Annotated in this window: 17 protein-coding genes and 1 tRNA gene; 3 read left to right on the forward strand and 15 right to left on the reverse strand. The window is 68.2% G+C overall.

Annotation, left to right across the window (positions count from 1 at the left end):
* Window positions 1–4: 4 nt before the first annotated feature.
* From H537_RS0109515 to secA, 3 genes are all read right to left on the reverse strand, one after another.
* Window positions 5–3,919: a DUF3683 domain-containing protein gene (locus H537_RS0109515; protein ID WP_028997732.1), complete on the reverse strand. Its 3,915-nt coding sequence runs from the start codon at window positions 3,917–3,919 to the stop codon at window positions 5–7.
* Window positions 3,920–4,092: 173 nt separating this feature from the next.
* Window positions 4,093–5,322 carry a bifunctional glutamate N-acetyltransferase/amino-acid acetyltransferase ArgJ gene (gene argJ, locus H537_RS0109520; RefSeq protein WP_028997733.1) on the reverse strand — a complete coding sequence of 410 codons (1,230 nt, stop codon included), beginning with the start codon at window positions 5,320–5,322 and terminating at the stop codon, window positions 4,093–4,095.
* Window positions 5,323–5,368: 46 nt separating this feature from the next.
* A complete protein-coding gene (gene secA / locus H537_RS0109525) occupies window positions 5,369–8,104 on the reverse strand; it encodes a preprotein translocase subunit SecA (protein WP_028997734.1) in 2,736 nt (911 codons plus the stop codon).
* A 162-nt stretch (window positions 8,105–8,266) separates the two neighbouring features.
* Here secA and H537_RS0109530 point away from each other — a divergent pair, with 162 nt between their 5' ends.
* A complete protein-coding gene (locus H537_RS0109530; protein ID WP_043458475.1) occupies window positions 8,267–8,569 on the forward strand; it encodes a hypothetical protein in 303 nt (100 codons plus the stop codon).
* Window positions 8,570–8,637: 68 nt separating this feature from the next.
* On the opposite strand, the gene H537_RS0109535 is transcribed toward H537_RS0109530, so the two are convergent.
* The 6 genes from H537_RS0109535 to petA form a co-directional block, all read right to left on the reverse strand.
* A tRNA-Thr gene (locus tag H537_RS0109535) sits at window positions 8,638–8,713 on the reverse strand.
* Between the two features lie 39 nt (window positions 8,714–8,752).
* On the reverse strand, window positions 8,753–9,271 hold the full coding sequence (locus H537_RS0109540) for a ClpXP protease specificity-enhancing factor (protein ID WP_028997736.1): 519 nt from the start codon (window positions 9,269–9,271) through the stop codon (window positions 8,753–8,755).
* A 3-nt stretch (window positions 9,272–9,274) separates the two neighbouring features.
* Window positions 9,275–9,892, reverse strand: a complete 618-nt coding sequence (locus tag H537_RS0109545; protein WP_028997737.1) for a glutathione S-transferase N-terminal domain-containing protein — start codon at window positions 9,890–9,892, stop codon at window positions 9,275–9,277.
* A 110-nt stretch (window positions 9,893–10,002) separates the two neighbouring features.
* Complete coding sequence (locus H537_RS0109550; RefSeq protein ID WP_028997738.1) at window positions 10,003–10,767, reverse strand: cytochrome c1; 765 nt, start codon at window positions 10,765–10,767, stop codon at window positions 10,003–10,005.
* A 22-nt stretch (window positions 10,768–10,789) separates the two neighbouring features.
* On the reverse strand, window positions 10,790–12,190 hold the full coding sequence (locus H537_RS0109555; protein WP_028997739.1) for a cytochrome b: 1,401 nt from the start codon (window positions 12,188–12,190) through the stop codon (window positions 10,790–10,792).
* A gap of 24 nt (window positions 12,191–12,214) precedes the next feature.
* Entirely contained in the window at window positions 12,215–12,814 is a 600-nt protein-coding gene (petA, locus tag H537_RS0109560) for a ubiquinol-cytochrome c reductase iron-sulfur subunit (protein ID WP_028997740.1), read from the reverse strand.
* Window positions 12,815–13,029: 215 nt separating this feature from the next.
* On the opposite strand from petA, the gene mscL reads away from it, so the two are divergent.
* Window positions 13,030–13,488: a large conductance mechanosensitive channel protein MscL gene (mscL, locus tag H537_RS0109565; RefSeq protein ID WP_028997741.1), complete on the forward strand. Its 459-nt coding sequence runs from the start codon at window positions 13,030–13,032 to the stop codon at window positions 13,486–13,488.
* On the opposite strand, the gene pdxA is transcribed toward mscL, so the two are convergent.
* Both pdxA and H537_RS0109575 read right to left on the reverse strand, forming a co-directional pair.
* A complete protein-coding gene (gene pdxA, locus H537_RS0109570; protein ID WP_043458476.1) occupies window positions 13,485–14,540 on the reverse strand; it encodes a 4-hydroxythreonine-4-phosphate dehydrogenase PdxA in 1,056 nt (351 codons plus the stop codon). The two genes, mscL and pdxA, sit on opposite strands and share 4 nt — an antisense overlap.
* On the reverse strand, window positions 14,537–15,289 hold the full coding sequence (locus tag H537_RS0109575) for a Nif3-like dinuclear metal center hexameric protein (protein ID WP_084150558.1): 753 nt from the start codon (window positions 15,287–15,289) through the stop codon (window positions 14,537–14,539). The genes pdxA and H537_RS0109575 overlap by 4 nt, the downstream gene beginning before the upstream one ends.
* A gap of 15 nt (window positions 15,290–15,304) precedes the next feature.
* Between H537_RS0109575 and H537_RS0109580 the strand changes: the two genes are divergently transcribed.
* A complete protein-coding gene (locus H537_RS0109580) occupies window positions 15,305–16,483 on the forward strand; it encodes a S1C family serine protease (RefSeq protein WP_028997744.1) in 1,179 nt (392 codons plus the stop codon).
* Window positions 16,484–16,664: 181 nt separating this feature from the next.
* On the opposite strand, the gene tatC is transcribed toward H537_RS0109580, so the two are convergent.
* From tatC to H537_RS0109600, 4 genes are all read right to left on the reverse strand, one after another.
* Window positions 16,665–17,465 carry a twin-arginine translocase subunit TatC gene (tatC, locus tag H537_RS0109585; RefSeq protein WP_028997745.1) on the reverse strand — a complete coding sequence of 267 codons (801 nt, stop codon included), beginning with the start codon at window positions 17,463–17,465 and terminating at the stop codon, window positions 16,665–16,667.
* A complete protein-coding gene (gene tatB, locus H537_RS0109590; protein WP_028997746.1) occupies window positions 17,462–17,956 on the reverse strand; it encodes a Sec-independent protein translocase protein TatB in 495 nt (164 codons plus the stop codon). The genes tatC and tatB overlap by 4 nt, the downstream gene beginning before the upstream one ends.
* A 100-nt stretch (window positions 17,957–18,056) precedes the next feature.
* Window positions 18,057–18,314, reverse strand: a complete 258-nt coding sequence (gene tatA, locus H537_RS0109595; protein WP_028997747.1) for a Sec-independent protein translocase subunit TatA — start codon at window positions 18,312–18,314, stop codon at window positions 18,057–18,059.
* 181 nt (window positions 18,315–18,495) lie between these two features.
* Window positions 18,496–18,843 (reverse strand): histidine triad nucleotide-binding protein, encoded by a 348-nt coding sequence (locus H537_RS0109600; protein ID WP_028997748.1) that lies wholly within the window; start codon window positions 18,841–18,843, stop codon window positions 18,496–18,498.
* Window positions 18,844–18,863 lie beyond the last annotated feature (20 nt).

Raw genomic sequence — 18,863 nt, forward strand, 5'->3', positions numbered from 1 at the left:
CGCCTCAGACCAGCACGCGCTCGATGCCGCCGGCGTTGGCCTGGGCCACGTAGTCGGGCATCCAGTTCTCGCCCAGGATCTTGCGTGCCATCTCGATCACGATGTAGTCGGCCTGCAGCAGCCCGCTCTCCAGGTCCTCGCCGTAGCGGCTGAGGCCCTGCAGGCAGCTCGGGCAGGAGGTGAGGATCTTGATGTCCTCCTTGGCGCCGACCTGGCCCGACGCGCGCAGCGCGGTCTCGCTCTTGCGCAGCTCCTCGGTCTTGCGGAAGCGCACCTGCGTGGAGATGTCGGGGCGCGTCACGCCCAGCGTGCCGCTCTCGCCGCAGCAGCGCTCGCTCTTGAGCACCTGGTCGCCCAGCAGCGCCTTCACCGTCTTCATGGGCTCCTGCTGCTTCATGGGCGTGTGGCAGGGGTCGTGGTAGAGGTAGGCACCCGCGCCGTCGAGCTTGATGCCCTTCTCCAGCAGGTACTCGTGGATGTCCACGATGCGGCAGCCGGGGAAGATCTTCTCGAACTCGTAGCCCTGGAGCTGGTCGTAGCAGGTGCCGCAGCTCACCACCACGGTCTTGATATCCAGGTAGTTGAGCGTGTTGGCCACGCGGTGGAAGAGCACCCGGTTGTCCGTGATGATCTTCTCGGCCTTCTCGAACTGGCCGCTGCCGCGCTGCGGATAGCCGCAGCACAGGTAGCCCGGCGGCAGCACCGTCTGCACGCCCGCGTGCCACAGCATCGCCTGCGTGGCCAGGCCCACCTGGCTGAACAGGCGCTCCGAGCCGCAGCCCGGGAAATAGAACACTGCTTCCGTGTCCGCCGTGGTCGCCTTGGGGTTGCGGATGATCGGGACGTAGTTCTTGTCCTCGATGTCCAGCAGCGCGCGCGCCGTCTTCTTGGGCAAGCCGCCGGGCAGCTTCTTGTTGACGAAGTGGATCACCTGCTCGCGCACCGGCGACTTCTCGTGCGTGGCCGGCGGCAGCGCGGTCTGCTTGCGCGCGGCGAGCTTGAGCATGTCGTTGGCGAAGCGCTGCGCCTTGAACCCGACGTTCACCATCGCGGTGCGCGCGAGGTTGATGGTCGCGGGGTTGGTGGCGTTGAGCATGAACATCGCCGCCGCGTTGCCGGGCCTGAAGCTCTTCTGGCCCATCTTGCGCAGCAGGTTGCGCATGTTCATCGACACGTCGCCGAAGTCGATCTTCACCGGGCAGGGCGTGGCGCACTTGTGGCAGACCGTGCAATGGTCCGACACGTCCTCGAACTCCTGCCAGTGCTTGATCGACACGCCGCGGCGCGTCTGCTCCTCGTACAGGAAGGCTTCCACCAGCAGCGAGGTGGCCAGGATCTTGTTGCGCGGGCTGTACAGCAGGTTGGCGCGCGGCACGTGCGTGGCGCACACGGGCTTGCACTTGCCGCAGCGCAGGCAGTCCTTGATCGAGTCGCTGATGGCGCCAATATCGCTCTGCTGCATGATCAGCGACTCGTGCCCCAGCAGCCCGAAGCTGGGCGTGTAGGCATGCGCGAGGTCGGCCGCGCGCACGTCCGGGCCCAGCGCCTGCGGGTTGCGCAGCAGCTTGCCCTTGTTGAAGCGCCCTTCCGGATCGACGCGCTTCTTGTAGTCGGCGAAGCCCTGCAGCTCCTCGTCGGTGAGGAACTCCAGCTTGGTGATGCCGATGCCGTGCTCGCCCGAGATCACGCCACCCAGGCTGCGCGCCAGCACCATGATGCGGCCCACCGCCTCGTGGGCGGTCTGCAGCATCTGGTAGTCGTCGGAGTTCACCGGGATGTTGGTGTGCACGTTGCCGTCGCCGGCGTGCATGTGCAGCGCCACCCACACCCGGCCGCGCAGCACCTGCTTGTGGATGCGGCGGCACTCCTCCAGGATCGGCGCGAAGGACGCGCCGGCGAACAGGCCCTGCAGCGGCTTGAACACCTGCGTCTTCCACGACGCGCGCAGCGAGGTGTCCTGCAGCAGCTCGAAGAAGCTGCGCCCGCCGTAGGGGGCCTGCGCCATGTCGAGATGGTCTAGCCAGCCCGTCCACAGCGCGCGCACCTCGCGCAGCAGCTGCAGCGCCTGCTGCACGCGGTCCTCCAGCAGCTCGGCGCTGGGGATCTCGTTGGCGTCGTCGGTCTTGCCCAGCGGCAGGTTGCCGCGGCTGAAGAAAGCCTCCAGGGCATCGACCAGCTGCAGCTTGTTGCGCAGCGAGAGCTCGATGTTGATGCGCTCGATGCCGTTGGTGTACTCGCCCATGCGCTCCAGCGGGATCACCACGTCCTCGTTGACCTTGAAGGCGTTGGTGTGGCGCGCGATGGCCGCGGTGCGCTTGCGGTCGAGCCAGAACTTCTTGCGCGCATCGGCGCTGACGGCGATGAAGCCCTCGCCCGAGCGGCCGTTGGACAGGCGCACCACCTCGCTGGTGGCGCGGGCCACGGCCACGTCGTCGTCGCCGACGATGTCGCCGATGAGCACCATCTTGGGCAGCGTGCCGCGCTTGCTCTTGGTGGCGTAGCCCACGGCCTTCAGGTAGCGGTCGTCCAGGTGCTCCAGGCCGGCCAGGATCGCGCCGCCGGCCTTGGCCTGGGCGAACATGAAGTCCTTGATCTCGACGATGGAGGGCACCGCCTCCTTGGCGTTGCCGAAGAACTCCAGGCACACCGTGCGCACGTGCGCGGGCATGCGGTGCACCACCCAGCGCGCGCTGGTGATCAGGCCGTCGCAGCCTTCCTTCTGGATGCCGGGAATGCCGGCCAGGAACTTGTCCGTGACGTCCTTGCCCAGGCCTTCCTTGCGGAAGATGCTGCCCGGCACGTCGATGATCTCGGTGCGCTCCAGCGTCTTGCCCGAGGCGTCGAAGTAGCGCAGCTCGAAGCGCACCTTCGGGGCGTCGTGGATCTTGCCCAGGTTGTGCTCCAGGCGCACCACCTCCAGCCACTTGGCTTCCGGCGTGACCATGCGCCAGGAGGCCAGGTTGTCCAGCGCCGTGCCCCACAGCACCGCCTTCTTGCCACCGGCGTTCATGGCGATGTTGCCGCCCACGCAGCTGGCCTCGGCCGAGGTCGGATCGACCGCGAAGACGTAGCCCGCGCGCTCGGCAGCGTCGGCCACGCGCTGCGTCACCACGCCAGCGCCGGTCCAGATCGTGGCCACCTTGTGCGGCACGCCAGGCAGGTCGACCAGCTCGACCTCCGTCATCTGCTCCAGCTTCTCGGTGTTGATGACGGCGCTCTTCCAGGTCAGCGGCACCGCGCCGCCCGTGTAGCCCGTGCCACCCCCGCGCGGGATGATGGTCAGGCCCAGCTCCACGCAGCCGGCCACCAGCGCGGCCATCTCGGCCTCGGTGTCGGGCGTGAGCACCACGAAGGGGAATTCGACGCGCCAGTCGGTGGCGTCCGTCACGTGCGCCACGCGCGAGAGGCCGTCGAACTTGATGTTGTCCTTGGCCGTGTGGCGGCCCAGCACGCGCCGCGCGCGGCGGCGCAGCTCGTCGATCTGGGTGAACGCGGCACCGAAGTCCGCCACCGCCTGCTGCGCCAAGCCCAGCAGCTCGCCCACCAGCGCGTCGCGCTGCACGTCGTCTTCCGGATGGCGGCGCTTGCCGACCTCGCCCAAGCGGTGGTGCAGCGCCTGGATCAGCGCCTCGCGGCGCTTGGGGTTGTCCAGCAGGTCGTCCTGCAGGTAGGGGTTGCGCTGAACCACCCAGATGTCGCCCAGCACCTCGTAGAGCATGCGCGCCGAGCGGCCCGTCTGGCGCTGCTCACGCAGCTGCAGCAGCAGGTCCCAGGCACGGTCGCCCAGCAGCCGCGACACGATTTCGCGGTCGGAGAAGGAGGTGTAGTTGTAGGGAATTTCGCGCAGGCGCGGCGCGTCTTCGACGGCGGCCGCCACGGCGGCGCCGGCCAGGGTATTGACGGGAATGGGTGCGTTCATGGGGAGCGGGCGCGCGATTCGCACCCGGGTGAGCGCGAAAAAAAGGAATGTACCCCGCACAGGGTTTCCCCCGTGATCGAGGGGAACAGGCGGGGCGCGGCGGCGCGAAAGGGTCGGCGCCGGGCGACGTCGAGACGGTGGCCCGTCACAAGGCGGCCACCGTGGGGCTCAGCTCAGGAGCGGTAGTCGGCGTTGATGCTGACGTAGTCGTGCGAGAGGTCGCAGGTCCAGACGGTGGCGCTGGCCGGGCCGCGGTGCAGGTCCACGCGCACGGTGATCTCGGCCTGCTTCATCACGCGCTGGCCGTCGGCTTCCTGGTAGCTGGGATGCCGGCCGCCCTGCACCACCACGTGCACGTCGTCCAGGAACAGGTCGATCAGGCCCTGGTCCAGGTCGCCGATGCCGGCGTAGCCCACCGCGGCCAGGATGCGGCCCAGGTTCGGGTCGCTGGCGAAGAAGGCGGTCTTGACCAGCGGCGAGTGCGCGATGGCGTAGGCCGCCTGGCGGCACTCGTCCTCGTTGCGGCCGCCGTCGATGCGCACGGTGATGAACTTGGTGGCCCCCTCGCCGTCGCGCACGATGGCCTGCGCCAGCTGCTGCGACACGGCAGTCACCGCCTCGCGCAGCGCCTGGCCCTCGGCCGAGTCCAGCGAGGTGATCTCGCCGTGGCCCGCCTGGCGGGTGGCGATCAGCACGAACGAGTCGTTCGTGGAGGCGTCGCCGTCGATGGTGATGCGGTTGAAGCTGGCGTCGGCCGCTTCCTTGACCAGCGGCTGCAGCAGCGCCGGGGCGATGACGGCGTCGGTGGCGACGAAGCCCAGCATCGTGGCCATGTTGGGACGGATCATCCCGGCGCCCTTGCTGATGCCGGTGACGGTGACGGTGCGGCCACCGATCTGCACCTGGCGCGAGGCGGCCTTGGGCAGCGTGTCGGTGGTCATGATGCCCTCGGCCGCCAGCGCCCAGTTGTCCTCCTTCAGGTCCGCCAGCGCCGCCGGCAGCCCGGCCTCGATGCGCTCCACCGGCAGCGTTTCCATGATCACGCCGGTGGAGAACGGCAGCACCTGCTCGGGCGACAGGCTCAGCTGCCGCGCCAGCGCGATGCAGGTGCGGCGCGCGCGCACCAGGCCGTCCTCGCCGGTGCCGGCGTTGGCGTTGCCGGTGTTGATGACCAGGGCGCGCACGGCGCTGCCCGCGGCCAGGTACTCGCGGCACAGCTGCACCGGGGCGGCGCAGAAGCGGTTGAGCGTGAACACGCCGGCCACGGCCGAGCCCTCGGCCAGGGTCATGACGGTCAGGTCGCGGCGGTTGGCCTTGCGCACGCCAGCCATGGCGGTGCCGATGCGCACGCCGGGCACGGGCGCGAGCGTTGCGGGATCGGGCGCAGACAGGTTCACGGGCATCGAATCAACTCCTTGCAGTAGGGCTCCAGGCGCTCGGCGGCCCGGCTCAGCTGAGCTTGCCGTGGCACTGCTTGTACTTCTTGCCGCTGCCGCAGGGGCAGGGGTCGTTGCGGCCGACCTTGGGCATCTCGTCGGACGGGTCGCGGTCCTGCGACACCGAGCCGTCGTCGTTGGGGTGCGTGTAGGTCACGTTGCTGACGGCACCGGCGCGCTCTTCCAGCGCTTCGGCGGCCTGCGCCACCTGCTCCTGCGTCTGGATGCGCACCGTCATCAGCACGCGCGTGACCTCGGTCTTGACCGCGTCCAGCAGCTGCGCGAAGAGCTCGAAGGCCTCGCGCTTGTATTCCTGCTTGGGGTTCTTCTGCGCGTAGCCGCGCAGGTGGATGCCCTGGCGCAGGTAGTCCAGCGCGGCGAGGTGCTCGCGCCAGTGGGTGTCGATGGACTGCAGCAGCACCATGCGCATGAAGGGCGTGAACTGCTCGGCGCCCACCTGCGCCACCTTGGCGGCGAAGACCTCGTCGGCAGCCTTCACCACGGCCTCCAGGACGTCTTCGTCGGTGGTGGACTGGCTGCCCTCGACGATGGACTTCAGCGGCAGCTCGATCTGCCACTCGTCGCGCAGCTGGCGCTCCAGGCCGGCGAGGTCCCACTGCTCTTCCAGGCTCTCCGGCGGCACGTACTCGCGCACCAGCGCCGTCATGGTGCTGCGGCGCAGGTTGGAGATCTGCTCGTCGAGGCTCTGCGCCTCCAGGATCTCGTTGCGCTGCTGGTAGATCACCTTGCGCTGGTCGTTGGCGACGTCGTCGTACTCCAGCAGCTGCTTGCGGACGTCGAAGTTGCGGGCCTCGACCTTGCGCTGCGCGCTCTCGATGGAGCGCGTGACGATGCCGGCCTCGATCGCCTCGCCCTCGGGCATCTTGAGCCGGTCCATGATCGCGCGCACGCGGTCGCCCGCGAAGATGCGCATCAGCGAGTCGTCCAGGCTCAGGTAGAAGCGCGAGCTGCCCGGGTCGCCCTGGCGGCCAGAGCGGCCGCGCAACTGGTTGTCGATGCGACGGCTTTCGTGGCGCTCGGTGGCGATGATGCGCAGGCCGCCCGCGGCCTTCACCTGGGCGTTCAGGCCCGCCCACTCGTCGCGCAGCTGTTGGATGCGGCGCGCCTTGTCCTCGGCCGGAACGCTCTCGTCGGCTTCGAGGAACTGGATCTGCTTCTCGACGTTGCCGCCCAGCACGATGTCCGTGCCACGGCCGGCCATGTTGGTGGCGATGGTGATGACGCCGGGCCGGCCGGCCTGCGCCACGATCTCCGCCTCCTTGGCGTGCTGCTTGGCGTTGAGCACCTGGTGCGGCAGCTTGAACTTCTGCAGCAGCGCGGAGACGATCTCGGAGTTCTCAATCGAGGTCGTGCCCACCAGCACCGGCTGGCCACGCTGGACGCAGTCCTGGATGTCCTTGACGACCGCGTCGTACTTTTCCTTGGTCGTCTTGTAGACCAGGTCCAGCTCGTCCTTGCGGACGGTGGGCTTGTTGGGCGGGATCACCACCGTCTCCAGCCCGTAGATCTCCTGGAACTCGTAGGCCTCGGTGTCGGCCGTGCCGGTCATGCCGCCGAGCTTGCCGTACAGGCGGAAGTAGTTCTGGAAGGTGACGGAGGCGAGCGTCTGGTTCTCGCTCTGGATCTGCACGCCTTCCTTGGCCTCCACCGCCTGGTGCAGGCCGTCGCTCCAGCGCCGGCCGGTCATGAGGCGGCCGGTGAACTCGTCCACGATCACCACTTCGCCGTTCTGCACCACGTAGTGCTGGTCGCGGTTGTAGAGGTGACGGGCACGCAGCGCCGCGTAGACGTGGTGCATCAGCGTGATGTTGGCCGGGTCGTAGAGGCTGGCGCCCTCGGCCAGCAGCCCGGCCTCGGTCAGGATCGCCTCGGCGTGCTCGTGGCCGGCCTCGGTGAGGTAGACCTGGTGCGTCTTCTCGTCCACCGTGAAGTCGCCCGGCTCGATCACGCCCTCGCCGGTGCGCGGATCGGCCTCGCCGATCTGCTTCTTGAGCTGCGGCACCACGGCGTTGATGCGCACGTAGAGCTCGGTGTGGTCCTCGGCCTGGCCGCTGATGATCAGCGGCGTGCGCGCCTCGTCGATGAGGATGGAGTCCACCTCGTCGACGATGGCGTAGTTGAGCCCGCGCTGGCTGCGGTCCGCGACCTCGTAGACCATGTTGTCGCGCAGCAGGTCGAAGCCGAACTCGTTGTTGGTGCCGTAGGTGACGTCGGCGTTGTAGGCGGCCTGCTTCTGCTCGCGGCTGAGCCCCGGCACGTTCACGCCGACGGACAGGCCCAGCCAGTTGTAGAGCCGGCCCATCCACTCCGCGTCGCGGCGCGCGAGGTAGTCGTTGACCGTGACCACGTGCACGCCCTTGCCGGGCAGCGCATTGAGGTACACCGGCAGCGTGGCCATGAGAGTCTTGCCCTCGCCGGTGCGCATCTCGGCGATCTTGCCCTGGTGCAGCGTCATGCCGCCGATGAGCTGCACGTCGAAGTGGCGCATCTTGAGCACGCGCTTGCCGGCTTCGCGCACGGTGGCAAAGGCCTCGGGCAGCAGCGCATCCAGGGTCTCGCCCTTGGCCAGGCGCTCGCGGAACTCGCCCGTCTTGGCCTGCAGCCCCGCGTCGTCGAGCTTCTCGAACTGGGGCTCCAGGGCGTTGATCTGCTCCACCACGCGCCGGTACTGCTTCAGGAGGCGGTCGTTGCGACTGCCGAAAATCTGGGTCAGGAGCTTGGGCAACATGCAGTGATAAAGAGGGAGCAAAGCCGCGAAGCGCCGCGGCGGGCAAGCCGGGCAGTTTAACACCCGGGTCTTCACGGACTCTTGACGCCCGGCCGCCCGCCCCGACTGGCGTCAAGGCCGCGCCCGCAGGGCGGCCTCGCAGGCGCTGGCTACACTTTGGCGATGGCCACCACGCTGCCTCCCGCCCTGCCCCTGTCGCAGGTGCTGAATGAAAACGCCGCGCTGCAGCGCCTGTCGCAGCGCCTGCGCGAGTCCAACCGGCGCTTCGAGGTCGCCACGCGCGCGCTGCCGCTGGCACTGCGCCAGCAGTTGCGCGCCGGCCCGGTGGACGAGGACGGCTGGACGCTGCTGGCCCCCAACGCCGCCGTCGCCGCCAAGCTGCGCCAGCTGCTGCCGCGCATCGAGCAGCAGCTGCGCGACGAGGGCTTCGGCGACAAGCGCATCCGCATCCACCTGCGGCCGTGAAGGCTTGAAGGCACCCTGAAATGGAAAACGGCGCGTACCGGGAGGTACGCGCCGTTGTCATCTGGGGGTGGTGCCGGCTACCCGAATCGAACGGGTGACCTGCTGTTTACAAGGCAGCTGCTCTACCAACTGAGCTAAGCCGGCACGGCATCGGCGGATTTTAGCCGCCGATGGCCGACCCTTTTACTTGATGCGCTTGAGCGACGGGCGCCCGGGCGCGGGCGGCTCCGGCGGCGGCTCGGGCGTGGCGTCCTCCGGGCTTTCACCCTCGGGCTGCGCGGCTTCAGGCTCGGCCGTGGCCAGGCGCAGGCCCTGCGGCGCCGGGGACGCCGGCGCGGGTGACGGTGCCTGGGCTTCCGCCGGCTCGGTGGCGGCCGGCGCGGGGAAGGCCATGCCCTGCCCGTTCTCGCGGGCGTAGATGGCCACCACATGGTCCACCGGCACCACGATCTCGCGCGCGCGGCCGCCGAAGCGGGCCTTGAACTCGATGAACTCGTTGCCCAGCTTCAGCCCCGAGGTGGCCTCGAAGCCGATGTTGAGCACGATCTCGTTGTTCTTCACGTACTCCAGCGGCACCTGCACGCTGCGGTCCACGAAGACCGCCAGGTAGGGCGTGAAGCCGTTGTCGGTGCACCAGTCGTGCAGCGCCCGGATCAGGTACGGGCGCGTGCTGGAGCCTTGGTCAGTGGCAGCCTCGTTCATGGCTTACTTGCGCATCACCTTCTCAGAAGGCGTCAGTGCCTCGATGTAGGCCGGGCGCGAGAAGATGCGCTCGGCATACTTCAGCAGCGGCGCTGCATTCTTGGACATGTCGATGCCGTAGTAGTCCAGGCGCCACAGCAGCGGGGCGATGGCCACGTCCAGCATCGAGAAGTCGTCGCCAAGCATGTACTTGTTCTTGACGAAGATCGGGGCCAGCTGCGTCAGCCGGTCCTTGATCTGCGCGCGCGCCTTCTCCAGCTGCTTGTCGGTGGGCTTGACGGGCTGGCCGCGACCCTCCAGCACGTTGACGTGCAGGAACAGCTCCTTCTCGAAGTTGAGCAGGAACAGCCGCACGCGCGCACGCGCCACCGGGTCGCCGGGCATGAGCTGCGGGTGCGGGAAGCGCTCGTCGATGTACTCGTTGATGATGTGCGATTCGTACAGGATGAGGTCGCGCTCGACCAGGATCGGCACCTCGTTGTACGGATTCATCAGCGCGATGTCTTCGGGCTTGGCGAAGAGGTCCACGTCGCGAATCTCGAAGTCCATGCCCTTTTCGAACAGGACGAAGCGGCAGCGGTGCGAGTAGGGGCAGGTGGTTCCGGAGTAGAGCACCATCATGGCAACGGCTCCTTTGTTGTCGCTCTGAAAATGATGAAGCGCAGTGGGCGGCAACGCCTCCCACTGCGCGGTTCTGGCCGGCCTTTCAGGGCCGGTTCAGCACGGTTCGCTTACTTGATGTCCTTCCAGTAGGCGGCGTTCAGACGCCAGGCGATGAAGGTGAACAGACCCAGGAAGATCAGCACCGCCACGCCCAGGCGCACGCGCTGCTTCTGCACCGGCTCGCCCATCCACTGCAGGTAGGCCACCAGGTCACCCATGGCGCTGTCGTACTCGGCAGCGCTCATCTTGCCCGGCGTGACCTGCTCGAAGCCCTTGAAGACGTGCGCGACCTTGTCGTGCGCGTCCTTCTCTTCCTCGAACTTGGCCACGCGCTGGCCCTGCAGCTCCCACAGCACGTGCGGCATCGCCACGCTGGGGAAGGCCAGGTTGTTCCAGCCGGTCGCCTTGGTGTCGTCGCGGTAGAACGTGCGCAGGTAAGTGTAGAGGTAGTCTGCACCGCTGCCCTTGGAGCCGTCGGCGCGCGAGCGCGCGATGACGGTCAGGTCAGGCGGCGTGGCACCGAACCAGTCCTTGCCCTGGCGGGCATCCAGCGACACCTTCATCAGGTCGCCCACCTTGTCGGAGGCGAACATCAGGTTGTTCTTGATCTGCTCTTCGGTCAGCCCGATGTCGCGCATGCGGTTGTAGCGCATGAACGCCGCCGAGTGGCAGTTGAGGCAGTAGTTCACGAACAGCTTGGCGCCGTTCTGCAGCGCAGCGACGTCGTTGAGCTTGTCCGCCGGGAACTTGTCCCAGGCGATGCCGCCGCTGGAAGCGAAGGCGGACGTGGCCATGGCCAGCGAGGCCAGGAGCGAGAGGATGAACTTTTTCATTCGAGCTTCTCCGGCTGTCGCCTCAATGCGCCTTGAACACGACGCGCTCGGGCACCGGCTTGAATTCGCCCAGGCGGCTCCACCACGGCATCAGCAGGAAGAAGCCGAAGTAGAAGAGCGTACCGACCTGCGCCACGAGGGTGCCCACTTCGGACGGCGGCTGGATGCCCAGGTAGGCCAGCACCACGAAGAAGACCACGAACACGGCGTACAGGTACTTGTGCCAGCTCGGACGGTAGCGGATCGACTTGGCCGGGCTGCAGTCCAGCCAGGGCAGGAAGAACAGGATGATCACGGCACCACCCATCACCACCACGCCCCAGAACTTGGCGTCGAAGACCTTGAGCAGGGCCACGGCCACCACGGCGCCCACCAGCACGCCCAGCTTGGCCTTGCCCGGCAGACGGCCCTTGAGCACGGCCAGCACGGCACCTAGCGCGACGATCACCGCCAGCACGTTGACCATCACGTCGGTCGTGGCGCGCAGCATCGAGTAGAACGGCGTGAAGTACCACACCGGCGCGATGTGCGGCGGCGTCTTCAGCGGGTCGGCCGGGATGAAGTTGTTGTACTCCAGGAAGTAGCCGCCGAACTCGGGCGCGAAGAACACCACCGCGCTGAACACGATGAGGAACACGCTCACGCCGAAGATGTCGTGCACCGTGTAGTACGGGTGGAAGGGGATGCCGTCGAGCGGGCGGCCCAGGGCGTCCTTCTTGGCCTTGATCTCCACGCCGTCGGGGTTGTTGGAGCCCACTTCGTGCAGCGCGATGATGTGCGCCACCACCAGGCCCAGCAGCACCAGCGGCACGGCGATGACGTGGAAGCTGAAGAAGCGGTTGAGCGTGGCGTCCGACACGACGTAGTCGCCGCGGATCAGCAGCGCCAGGTCCGGACCGACGAAGGGCACGGCGGCGAACAGGTTCACGATCACCTGCGCGCCCCAGTACGACATCTGGCCCCAGGGCAGCAGGTAGCCCATGAAGGCCTCGGCCATCAGCGCCAGGAAGATCGCGCAGCCGAACACCCACACCAGCTCGCGCGGCTTGCGGTACGAGCCGTACATCAGCCCGCGGAACATGTGCAGGTACACCACGACGAAGAAGGCCGAGGCGCCGGTGGAGTGCATGTAGCGCACCAGCCAGCCCCAGGGCACGTCGCGCATGATGTACTCGACCGATGCGAAGGCAACGCTCGCATCGGGCTTGTAGTGCATCACCAGGAAAATGCCGGTGACGATCTGGATCACCAGCACCAGCAGCGCCAGCGAGCCGAAGATGTACCAGAAGTTGAAATTCTTCGGAGCGTAATACTCCGACATGTGCTCTTTGTAGAGCTTGGAAGCCGGAAAGCGGTTGTCGACCCAGTTCAGCAGCTTCTGGGCGACCGGCGCATCGGCGGGTACGGTCTTGAATTCAGCCATGAGGTGTTCTCCGGGAGCCTGGGATCAGGCCTTCTTGTCCTCGCCGATCAACAGCTTGGTGTCCGACAGGTACATGTGCGGCGGCACCTCGAGGTTGTCGGGTGCGGGCTTGTTCTTGAACACGCGTCCGGCCATGTCGAAGGTCGAGCCGTGACAGGGGCACAGGAAGCCGCCCTGCCAGTCGTCCGGCAGCGACGGCTGCGCGCCGGCCTGGAACTTGTCGCTGGGCGAGCAGCCCAGGTGCGAGCAGATGCCCACCACCACCAGGATGTCTTCCTTGATCGAGCGGTGCTCGTTGCGCGCGTACTCGGGCGTGAGCTCGGAGGGCTTGCGCTCGGATTTCGGGTCCACCACCTGCGGATCGGTCTTTTTCAGGCCTGCAAGTTGCTCCGGAGTGCGCTTGACAATCCACACCGGCTTGCCACGCCATTCCACGGTCATCTTTTCACCGGGCTTGAGCGCGCTGATGTCCGCCTCGACGGCGGCACCGGCGGCTTTGGCGCGCTCGGACGGCGTGAAAGTGCTCACAAACGGTACGGCTGCGGCCACACCGCCGACGGCACCCGCGCCACAGGCAATCGCCACCCAGGTGCGGCGGCCTTGGTCGACTTCAGGCTTTGACATAGCTTCCTCAGGAACTGTTCCGGATTCAGGGGCAACCCTAGATTCTAGCGGACAAGGATTGACACAAAGCCTTTCGAGTGGCTGACGCTCGCGTGCATCCGCCACATCGAAATTCGCGACTTTGATTCAAATCAAAAGCCGGAAATACTCCGCATCGCCTTGTGTGTGGCAAGCGCTACAACGGCACCCAGAAAAACCCTCAAAAGGACCCGCCGATGAGTTTCATTTCCGAATTCAAAGCCTTTGCGATGAAGGGCAACGTCGTCGACCTGGCGGTCGGCGTGATCATCGGCGCGGCGTTCCAGCGCATCGTCGATTCGATGGTCAAGGACCTGATCATGCCGCTGGTGGGGCGCGTGGTCGGCGGGCTGGACTTCTCCAACTACTTCATCCGCCTGGCCGATCCGCCGCCCAACTACACCGGCCCCATGACCTATGACGCGCTGACCAAGGCAGGCGTGCCGCTGTTCGCCTACGGCAGCTTCATCACGGTGGCGCTGAACTTCCTGATCCTGGCCTTCGTGATCTTCCTGATGGTCAAGCAGATCAACCGGCTGCGCCGCGACGAGCCCAAGCCGCCGCCGGCCGAAGTGCCCGACGCGGCGCCGGAAGACATCGTGCTGCTGCGCGAGATCCGCGACGCGCTGCAGCAGCCCCAGTCCCCGCGCGCTTAAGCCGCCGCGGCGCCGCTGAGCGCCAGCGCCATGCGCAGCGCCGCCCGCAGGCTCGCGTCATCGGCCACCCCGCGGCCGGCGATGTCGAAGGCGGTGCCGTGGTCGGGGCTGGTGCGCACGAAGGGCAGCCCCAGCGTGACGTTGACGCCCTCCTCCACGCCCAGGTACTTCACCGGGATCAGGCCGTGGTCGTGCGTCATCGCCACCACCAGGTCGAACTCGCCCGGGTGCCGGGGCGGCGCGTGGCGCGCGCGCATGAACACCGTGTCCGGCGCGAACGGGCCGCGGGCATCGATGCCTTCCGCGCGCGCCGCCTGCACCGCCGGCGCGATGTAGCGCAGCTCCTCGTCGCCGAACAGCCCGCCCTCGCCCGCGTGCGGATTGAGCCCCGCCACGGCGATGCGCGGCGCCGCCTGGCCCCAGGCCGCGGCGGCGTGGTGCGCGATGCGGAGCGTGGAGAGCACGCCCTCGAAATCCAGCACCTCCAGCGCCCGGCGCAGCGCCATGTGGATGGTGACCAGCACCACCTTCAGCTCGTCGTTGGCCAGCATCATGCGCACCGGCGGCGGCTCGCCGCCTTCCGGCGCCGCCAGCGCCTGCAGCATCTCGGTGTGGCCCGGATAGGACACGCCCGTCGCCGACAGCGCTTCCTTGTGGATGGGCGCGGTGACGATGGCGCGCCCGACGCCCCGCTGCAGCAGCCGCACCGCGGCCTCGATGCACACCGCCGCTGCCTGCCCGGCGCGCGCGTCCACCTGGCCCCAGGGCAGCACTTCCAGCCCCTCGGGCAGCCCCGGCGGCGCCCACACGGGAATGCAGCGCGGCGGGCACTGCGCGAGGTCGGCGGGCGCGTCCAGCACCGCGATCGGCCAGGCGGCCTCGCCCAGCAGCGCCGCCGCGCGGCGCAGCGCCTGCGGGCAGCCCAGCACCAGCGCCGCCGGTGCGTCCTCGCGCATGAGCGCGCGCAGCACGATCTCGGGGCCGATGCCCGCGGCATCGCCCATGGTCACCAGCAGCGGCTGCCGCATCGCTTGGTCGTTCGTGGAAGTCATGCAGGGTTCTCGATGTCGATGAAGCGGTGCTCCAGGCCAAAGCGCTCGGCCACGTGCGCCGCCAGCGCGGGCGCCCCGTAGCGCTCGGTGGCGTGGTGGCCGCAGGCCAGGAAGGCCACGCCGGTCTCGCGCGCCAGGTGCGCCTGCGGCTCGGACACCTCGCCCGTGATGTAGGCATCCGCGCCGGCGGCGATGGCCGCCTCGAACCAGCCCTGCGCCCCGCCCGTGCACCAGGCGATGCGGCGCAGGGGCCGGCCGTCGCCCGGCAGCACCAGCGGCGCACGGCCCAGCGAGCGCTCCACGCGCTCGGCCAGCGCCTCCAGCGCCACGCCGCCGCCCTCGCCGACGAAGCCCAGGTCCTGCTCGCCGAAGCGGGCGTCGGCCGCCAGGCCCAGCTGCAGGCCGAGCTGCGCGTTGTTGCCCCACTCGGCATGCGCATCCAGCGGCAGGTGGTAGGCCAACAGGCTGATGTCGTGCCGCATCAGCAGCCGCACGCGCTCGGCCAGCCAGCCGGTCAGGCGCCCGTCCTGGCCGCGCCAGAACAGGCCGTGGTGCACCAGGATGACATCGGCGCCGTCGGCGATGGCCGCCTCGATCAGCGCCCGACTGGCGGTCACGCCGGAAACAATCCGCCGCACCTCCGGCTTACCCTGGACCTGCAGGCCGTTCGGCCCATAATCCTTGAAGCGGTCCGCCGCCAGCGCCTGGTTCAGGTATTGCTCTATTTCGGCACGCGTCACGCTGCCCATTGCCCGCTCCCTTTCATGCGCAGAACCTGGCTGATTTTCTCGCAGGCCGTCACGGTGGCCGTTGCCCTGCTGTTCGTCGTGGCGACGCTCAAGCCCGAGTGGCTGCGCAGCACGCCAGGACCGGTCATGCCCGAGGTGGTCGCCATCTCCAGCGCCACGCCGCCGGCGCCGGGCACCTCGGCGCCCGCGGGCGGGGGCTACGCCGCCGCGGCGCGGGTGGCCGCGCCCACCGTGGTCAGCGTGGTGGCGCGCAAGGGCAGCGGCGCCCGCGCGCGGCCCAATCAGAACCCGCATGGCGAGGACCCCTGGTTCCGCTTCTTCTTCCGCGACGGCCCGGGCTCGCAGCAGCCGCAAAAGGGGCTGGGCTCGGCGGTGATCGTCTCCAGCACCGGCTACCTGCTCACCAATAACCACGTCATCGAGGACGCCGACGACATCGAGGTGCAGCTCTCCGACGGCCGCCAGGCGCAGGCGCGGCTGGTGGGCAGCGACCCGGAGACCGACGTCGCCGTGCTCAAGATCGACCTGCCCAACCTGCCCGCCATCACCTTCGGCGCGGCCGAAGCGCTGCAGGTGGGCGACATCGTGCTGGCCATCGGCAACCCCTTCGGCGTAGGCCAGACCGTCACCTCCGGCATCGTCAGCGCGCTGGGGCGCAACCAGCTCGGCATCAACACCTTCGAGAACTTCATCCAGACCGACGCCGCCATCAACCCCGGCAACTCCGGCGGCGCGCTGGTGGACACGCGCGGCCAGCTGGTGGGCATCAACACCGCGATCTTTTCGCGCAGCGGCGGCAGCCTGGGCATCGGCTTCGCCATCCCCTCCGACACCGCGCGCCAGGTGATGGAAAGCCTTATCCGCGAGGGCCAGGTCACGCGCGGCTGGATCGGCGTGGAGCCGCAGAACCTCACGCCCGAGTTCATCCAGAGCTTCAAGCTGCCCGTGCGCGAAGGCGTGCTGATCTCGGGCGTGCTGCAGAACGGGCCGGCCGGCAAGGCCGGCATGAAGCCCGGCGACGTGGTCACCAAGGTGGACGCGCGTCCCGTGGCCAACACCGCCCAGCTGCTGGGTGCGGTGGCCGCGCTCAAGCCGCGCAGCGACACCGTCATCGGCGTGCAGCGCGGCGACCAGGCGCTGGAGCTGAAACTCACCGTGGGCCAGCGGCCCAAGCCGGGGCAGCGCGAGCAATGACCCCGGACTCAATCCACCGTTCGCCCTGAGCTTGTCGAAGGGCTTGCGAGCCGGCGGTGCCGGAGGCTTCGACAGGCTCAGCCCGAACGGGGCTCATTGCCAGACGAGACGAAGCACAACCGCGATGCCATGAAAAACGGCGGCCCTCGGGCCGCCGTTCGCTTTCATCAGGCTGGAGAGATCAGGCCGCCTTGTCGCTGCTGCTGCCCGCCTCCTCCTCGTCCGGCGCCTTGGTGGCGCGGATGAAGAGCCTGGCGGACCACAGGCCCAGCTCGTAGAGCAGGCACATCGGGATCGCCAGCGAGAGCTGCGACACCACGTCCGGCGGCGTGATCACGGCGGCGATGATGAAGGCCACCACGATGAAGTAGCCGCGCCAGGCCTTGAGCTGATCGATGGTCACCACGCCCATGCGCGCCAGCAGCACCACCGCCACCGGCACCTCGAAGGCGGCGCCGAAAGCGATGAACATGGTCAGCACGAAGCTGAGGTAGGCCTCGATGTCCGGCGCCGCCGTGATGCTCTTGGGCGCGAAGCCCTGGATGAACTTGAAGACCTGCCCAAACACGAAGAAGTAGCAGAACGCCACCCCGGCCGCGAACAGCACCGTGCTGGCCACCACCAGCGGCAGCACCAGGCGCTTCTCGTGCGAATACAGGCCTGGCGCCACGAAGGCCCAGACCTGGTAGAGCACCACCGGCAGCGCGATCAGGAACGCCGCCATCAGCGTGATCTTCAGCGGCACCAGGAACGGCGAGATGACGCTGGTGGCGATCAGCGTGGCGCCCTCGGGCAGGTTGGCCACCAGCGGCGCGGCCAGCAGGTCGTAGAGCGCGCCGGGGCCGGGATAGAACGCCAGGACGCCGAAGACGACGCCCACGGCCAGCAGGGCCTTGATCAGACGGTCGCGCAGCTCGACCAGGTGTTCGACGAACGGCTGCTCGGTGCCCTCGAGTTCGTCCTTGGGGGGCTGGCCGCTCATGAGGAAGCGCGCGGCGGCCTGAAGCGTGCCACCCGTGCCGCGCCCGACTGCGCGCGCGTGCGCACGCCGTTGCGCTGCTTGTACCACTGGGGCGTCGCGCCCCGCTTGAGCCGCCAGTTCTTGCGCGGGTGTTGGTACTGCGGCGGCAAGGATTCCAGCGTGCTGCTGCTGCCGCTGCCGTCCGTGCCGCTGCCGCCGAAGCCCGTGGCCTGGTTCCAGCTCTGCTCCAGGTCGCGCGAGGTGTCGTGCAGTTCCTGGTTCACGCTCTGTTCGACGTTGCGTGCCGCATCCTCGAACTGCGTCTTCATCTTCTTGAGTTCATCGAGCTCGATGGAACGGTTGACCTCGGCCTTGACGTCGGCCACGTAGCGCTGCGCCTTGCCCACGAGGTGGCCCACCGTGCGTGCCACCTTGGGCAGCTTCTCGGGGCCGATGACGATGAGCGCCACCGCGCCGATGAGCGCCAGCTTGTCGAAACCGAAATCGATCATCCGGAGACAGGTTGCGCGGCGCCGCGGCGCCGCAAGTGAACTGCGATGAGGCCCGGGGCGTCATGCCGACGCGGCGGGCCTCGCCGTCTGCGGTTCAGGCTCAGGACTTGGTCCTGGCCTCCACGTCCACCGTGTTGGGATCGGTGGCCTTGTGCGTCGTGCCCACCTGCTGCGGCGGCACGGCCGTGGTCGTCGTGGTCGTCGCGCCGGGGTCTTCCGTCCCGCTCTTCATGCCGTCCTTGAAACCCTTGACCGCGCCTCCGAGGTCGGAGCCCAAATTCTTGAGCTTCTTGGTGCCAAAGATCAGCACCACCACCAGCAGCACGATCAGCCAATGCCAGATGCTGAAAGAACCCATGTCCGGAACTCCTTGTTCAATCCCGGGATTCTAGGGGGTGCCGTATGACAGCTTTCCCCATCCGGGCTTGGTTTGTCTGTCTCGTGGGACGAGCCCGCTCAGCCTTGCAGGCCGCGCCCTCGCCCAGCGAGGGCCCTTCGAGCCGTCCCAACCCGCGCAGGTGGGTTGGGAGCCGCGGCTCTCAGCCCTTTTTCCACGGCCGCGGGCCGCCGATGAAGTGGATGTGCAAGTGCCCCACCTCCTGCCCGCCGTCGGCGCCGGTGTTGACGATGGTGCGGAAGCCGTTGGTCACGCCCAGCTCGCGCATGAGCTTCGGGCCCAGCGCCATCATCTTGCCCAGCAGCGGCGCGTGCTCCGGCCCGACCTCGACCATCGAGGGAATGTGCAGCTTGGGAATCAGCAGCACGTGCACCGGCGCCCAGGGGGCGATGTCGTGGAAGGCCAGGATCTCCTCGTCCTCGTACGCCTTGCGCGACGGGATCTGGCCGGCGGCGATCTTGCAGAAGATGCAGTTCGGGTCGGTGCTCATGGTGATGGGCAGAGGGTGTT

Origin of the sequence: Azohydromonas australica DSM 1124, from assembly GCF_000430725.1 — a bacterium.
In the GTDB taxonomy this organism is placed as follows: Bacteria; Pseudomonadota; Gammaproteobacteria; order Burkholderiales; family Burkholderiaceae_C; genus Azohydromonas; species Azohydromonas australica.

Bases quoted from the DNA above. Each gene is read 5' to 3' on its own strand.
- H537_RS0109600 (WP_028997748.1), bottom strand. From the start codon at position 18,843: ATGAGCACCGACCCGAACTGCATCTTCTGCAAGATCGCCGCCGGCCAG.
- H537_RS0109575 (WP_084150558.1), bottom strand. From the start codon at position 15,289: ATGGGCAGCGTGACGCGTGCCGAAATAGAGCAATACCTGAACCAGGCG.
- mscL (WP_028997741.1), top strand. From the start codon at position 13,030: ATGAGTTTCATTTCCGAATTCAAAGCCTTTGCGATGAAGGGCAACGTC.
- tatA (WP_028997747.1), bottom strand. From the start codon at position 18,314: ATGGGTTCTTTCAGCATCTGGCATTGGCTGATCGTGCTGCTGGTGGTG.
- H537_RS0109555 (WP_028997739.1), bottom strand. From the start codon at position 12,190: ATGGCTGAATTCAAGACCGTACCCGCCGATGCGCCGGTCGCCCAGAAG.
- H537_RS0109545 (WP_028997737.1), bottom strand. From the start codon at position 9,892: ATGATGGTGCTCTACTCCGGAACCACCTGCCCCTACTCGCACCGCTGC.
- secA (WP_028997734.1), bottom strand. From the start codon at position 8,104: ATGTTGCCCAAGCTCCTGACCCAGATTTTCGGCAGTCGCAACGACCGC.
- argJ (WP_028997733.1), bottom strand. From the start codon at position 5,322: ATGCCCGTGAACCTGTCTGCGCCCGATCCCGCAACGCTCGCGCCCGTG.
- petA (WP_028997740.1), bottom strand. From the start codon at position 12,814: ATGTCAAAGCCTGAAGTCGACCAAGGCCGCCGCACCTGGGTGGCGATT.
- tatB (WP_028997746.1), bottom strand. From the start codon at position 17,956: ATGATCGATTTCGGTTTCGACAAGCTGGCGCTCATCGGCGCGGTGGCG.
- pdxA (WP_043458476.1), bottom strand. From the start codon at position 14,540: ATGACTTCCACGAACGACCAAGCGATGCGGCAGCCGCTGCTGGTGACC.
- H537_RS0109550 (WP_028997738.1), bottom strand. From the start codon at position 10,767: ATGAAAAAGTTCATCCTCTCGCTCCTGGCCTCGCTGGCCATGGCCACG.
- tatC (WP_028997745.1), bottom strand. From the start codon at position 17,465: ATGAGCGGCCAGCCCCCCAAGGACGAACTCGAGGGCACCGAGCAGCCG.
- H537_RS0109540 (WP_028997736.1), bottom strand. From the start codon at position 9,271: ATGAACGAGGCTGCCACTGACCAAGGCTCCAGCACGCGCCCGTACCTG.
- H537_RS0109530 (WP_043458475.1), top strand. From the start codon at position 8,267: ATGGCCACCACGCTGCCTCCCGCCCTGCCCCTGTCGCAGGTGCTGAAT.
- H537_RS0109515 (WP_028997732.1), bottom strand. From the start codon at position 3,919: ATGAACGCACCCATTCCCGTCAATACCCTGGCCGGCGCCGCCGTGGCG.
- H537_RS0109580 (WP_028997744.1), top strand. From the start codon at position 15,305: ATGCGCAGAACCTGGCTGATTTTCTCGCAGGCCGTCACGGTGGCCGTT.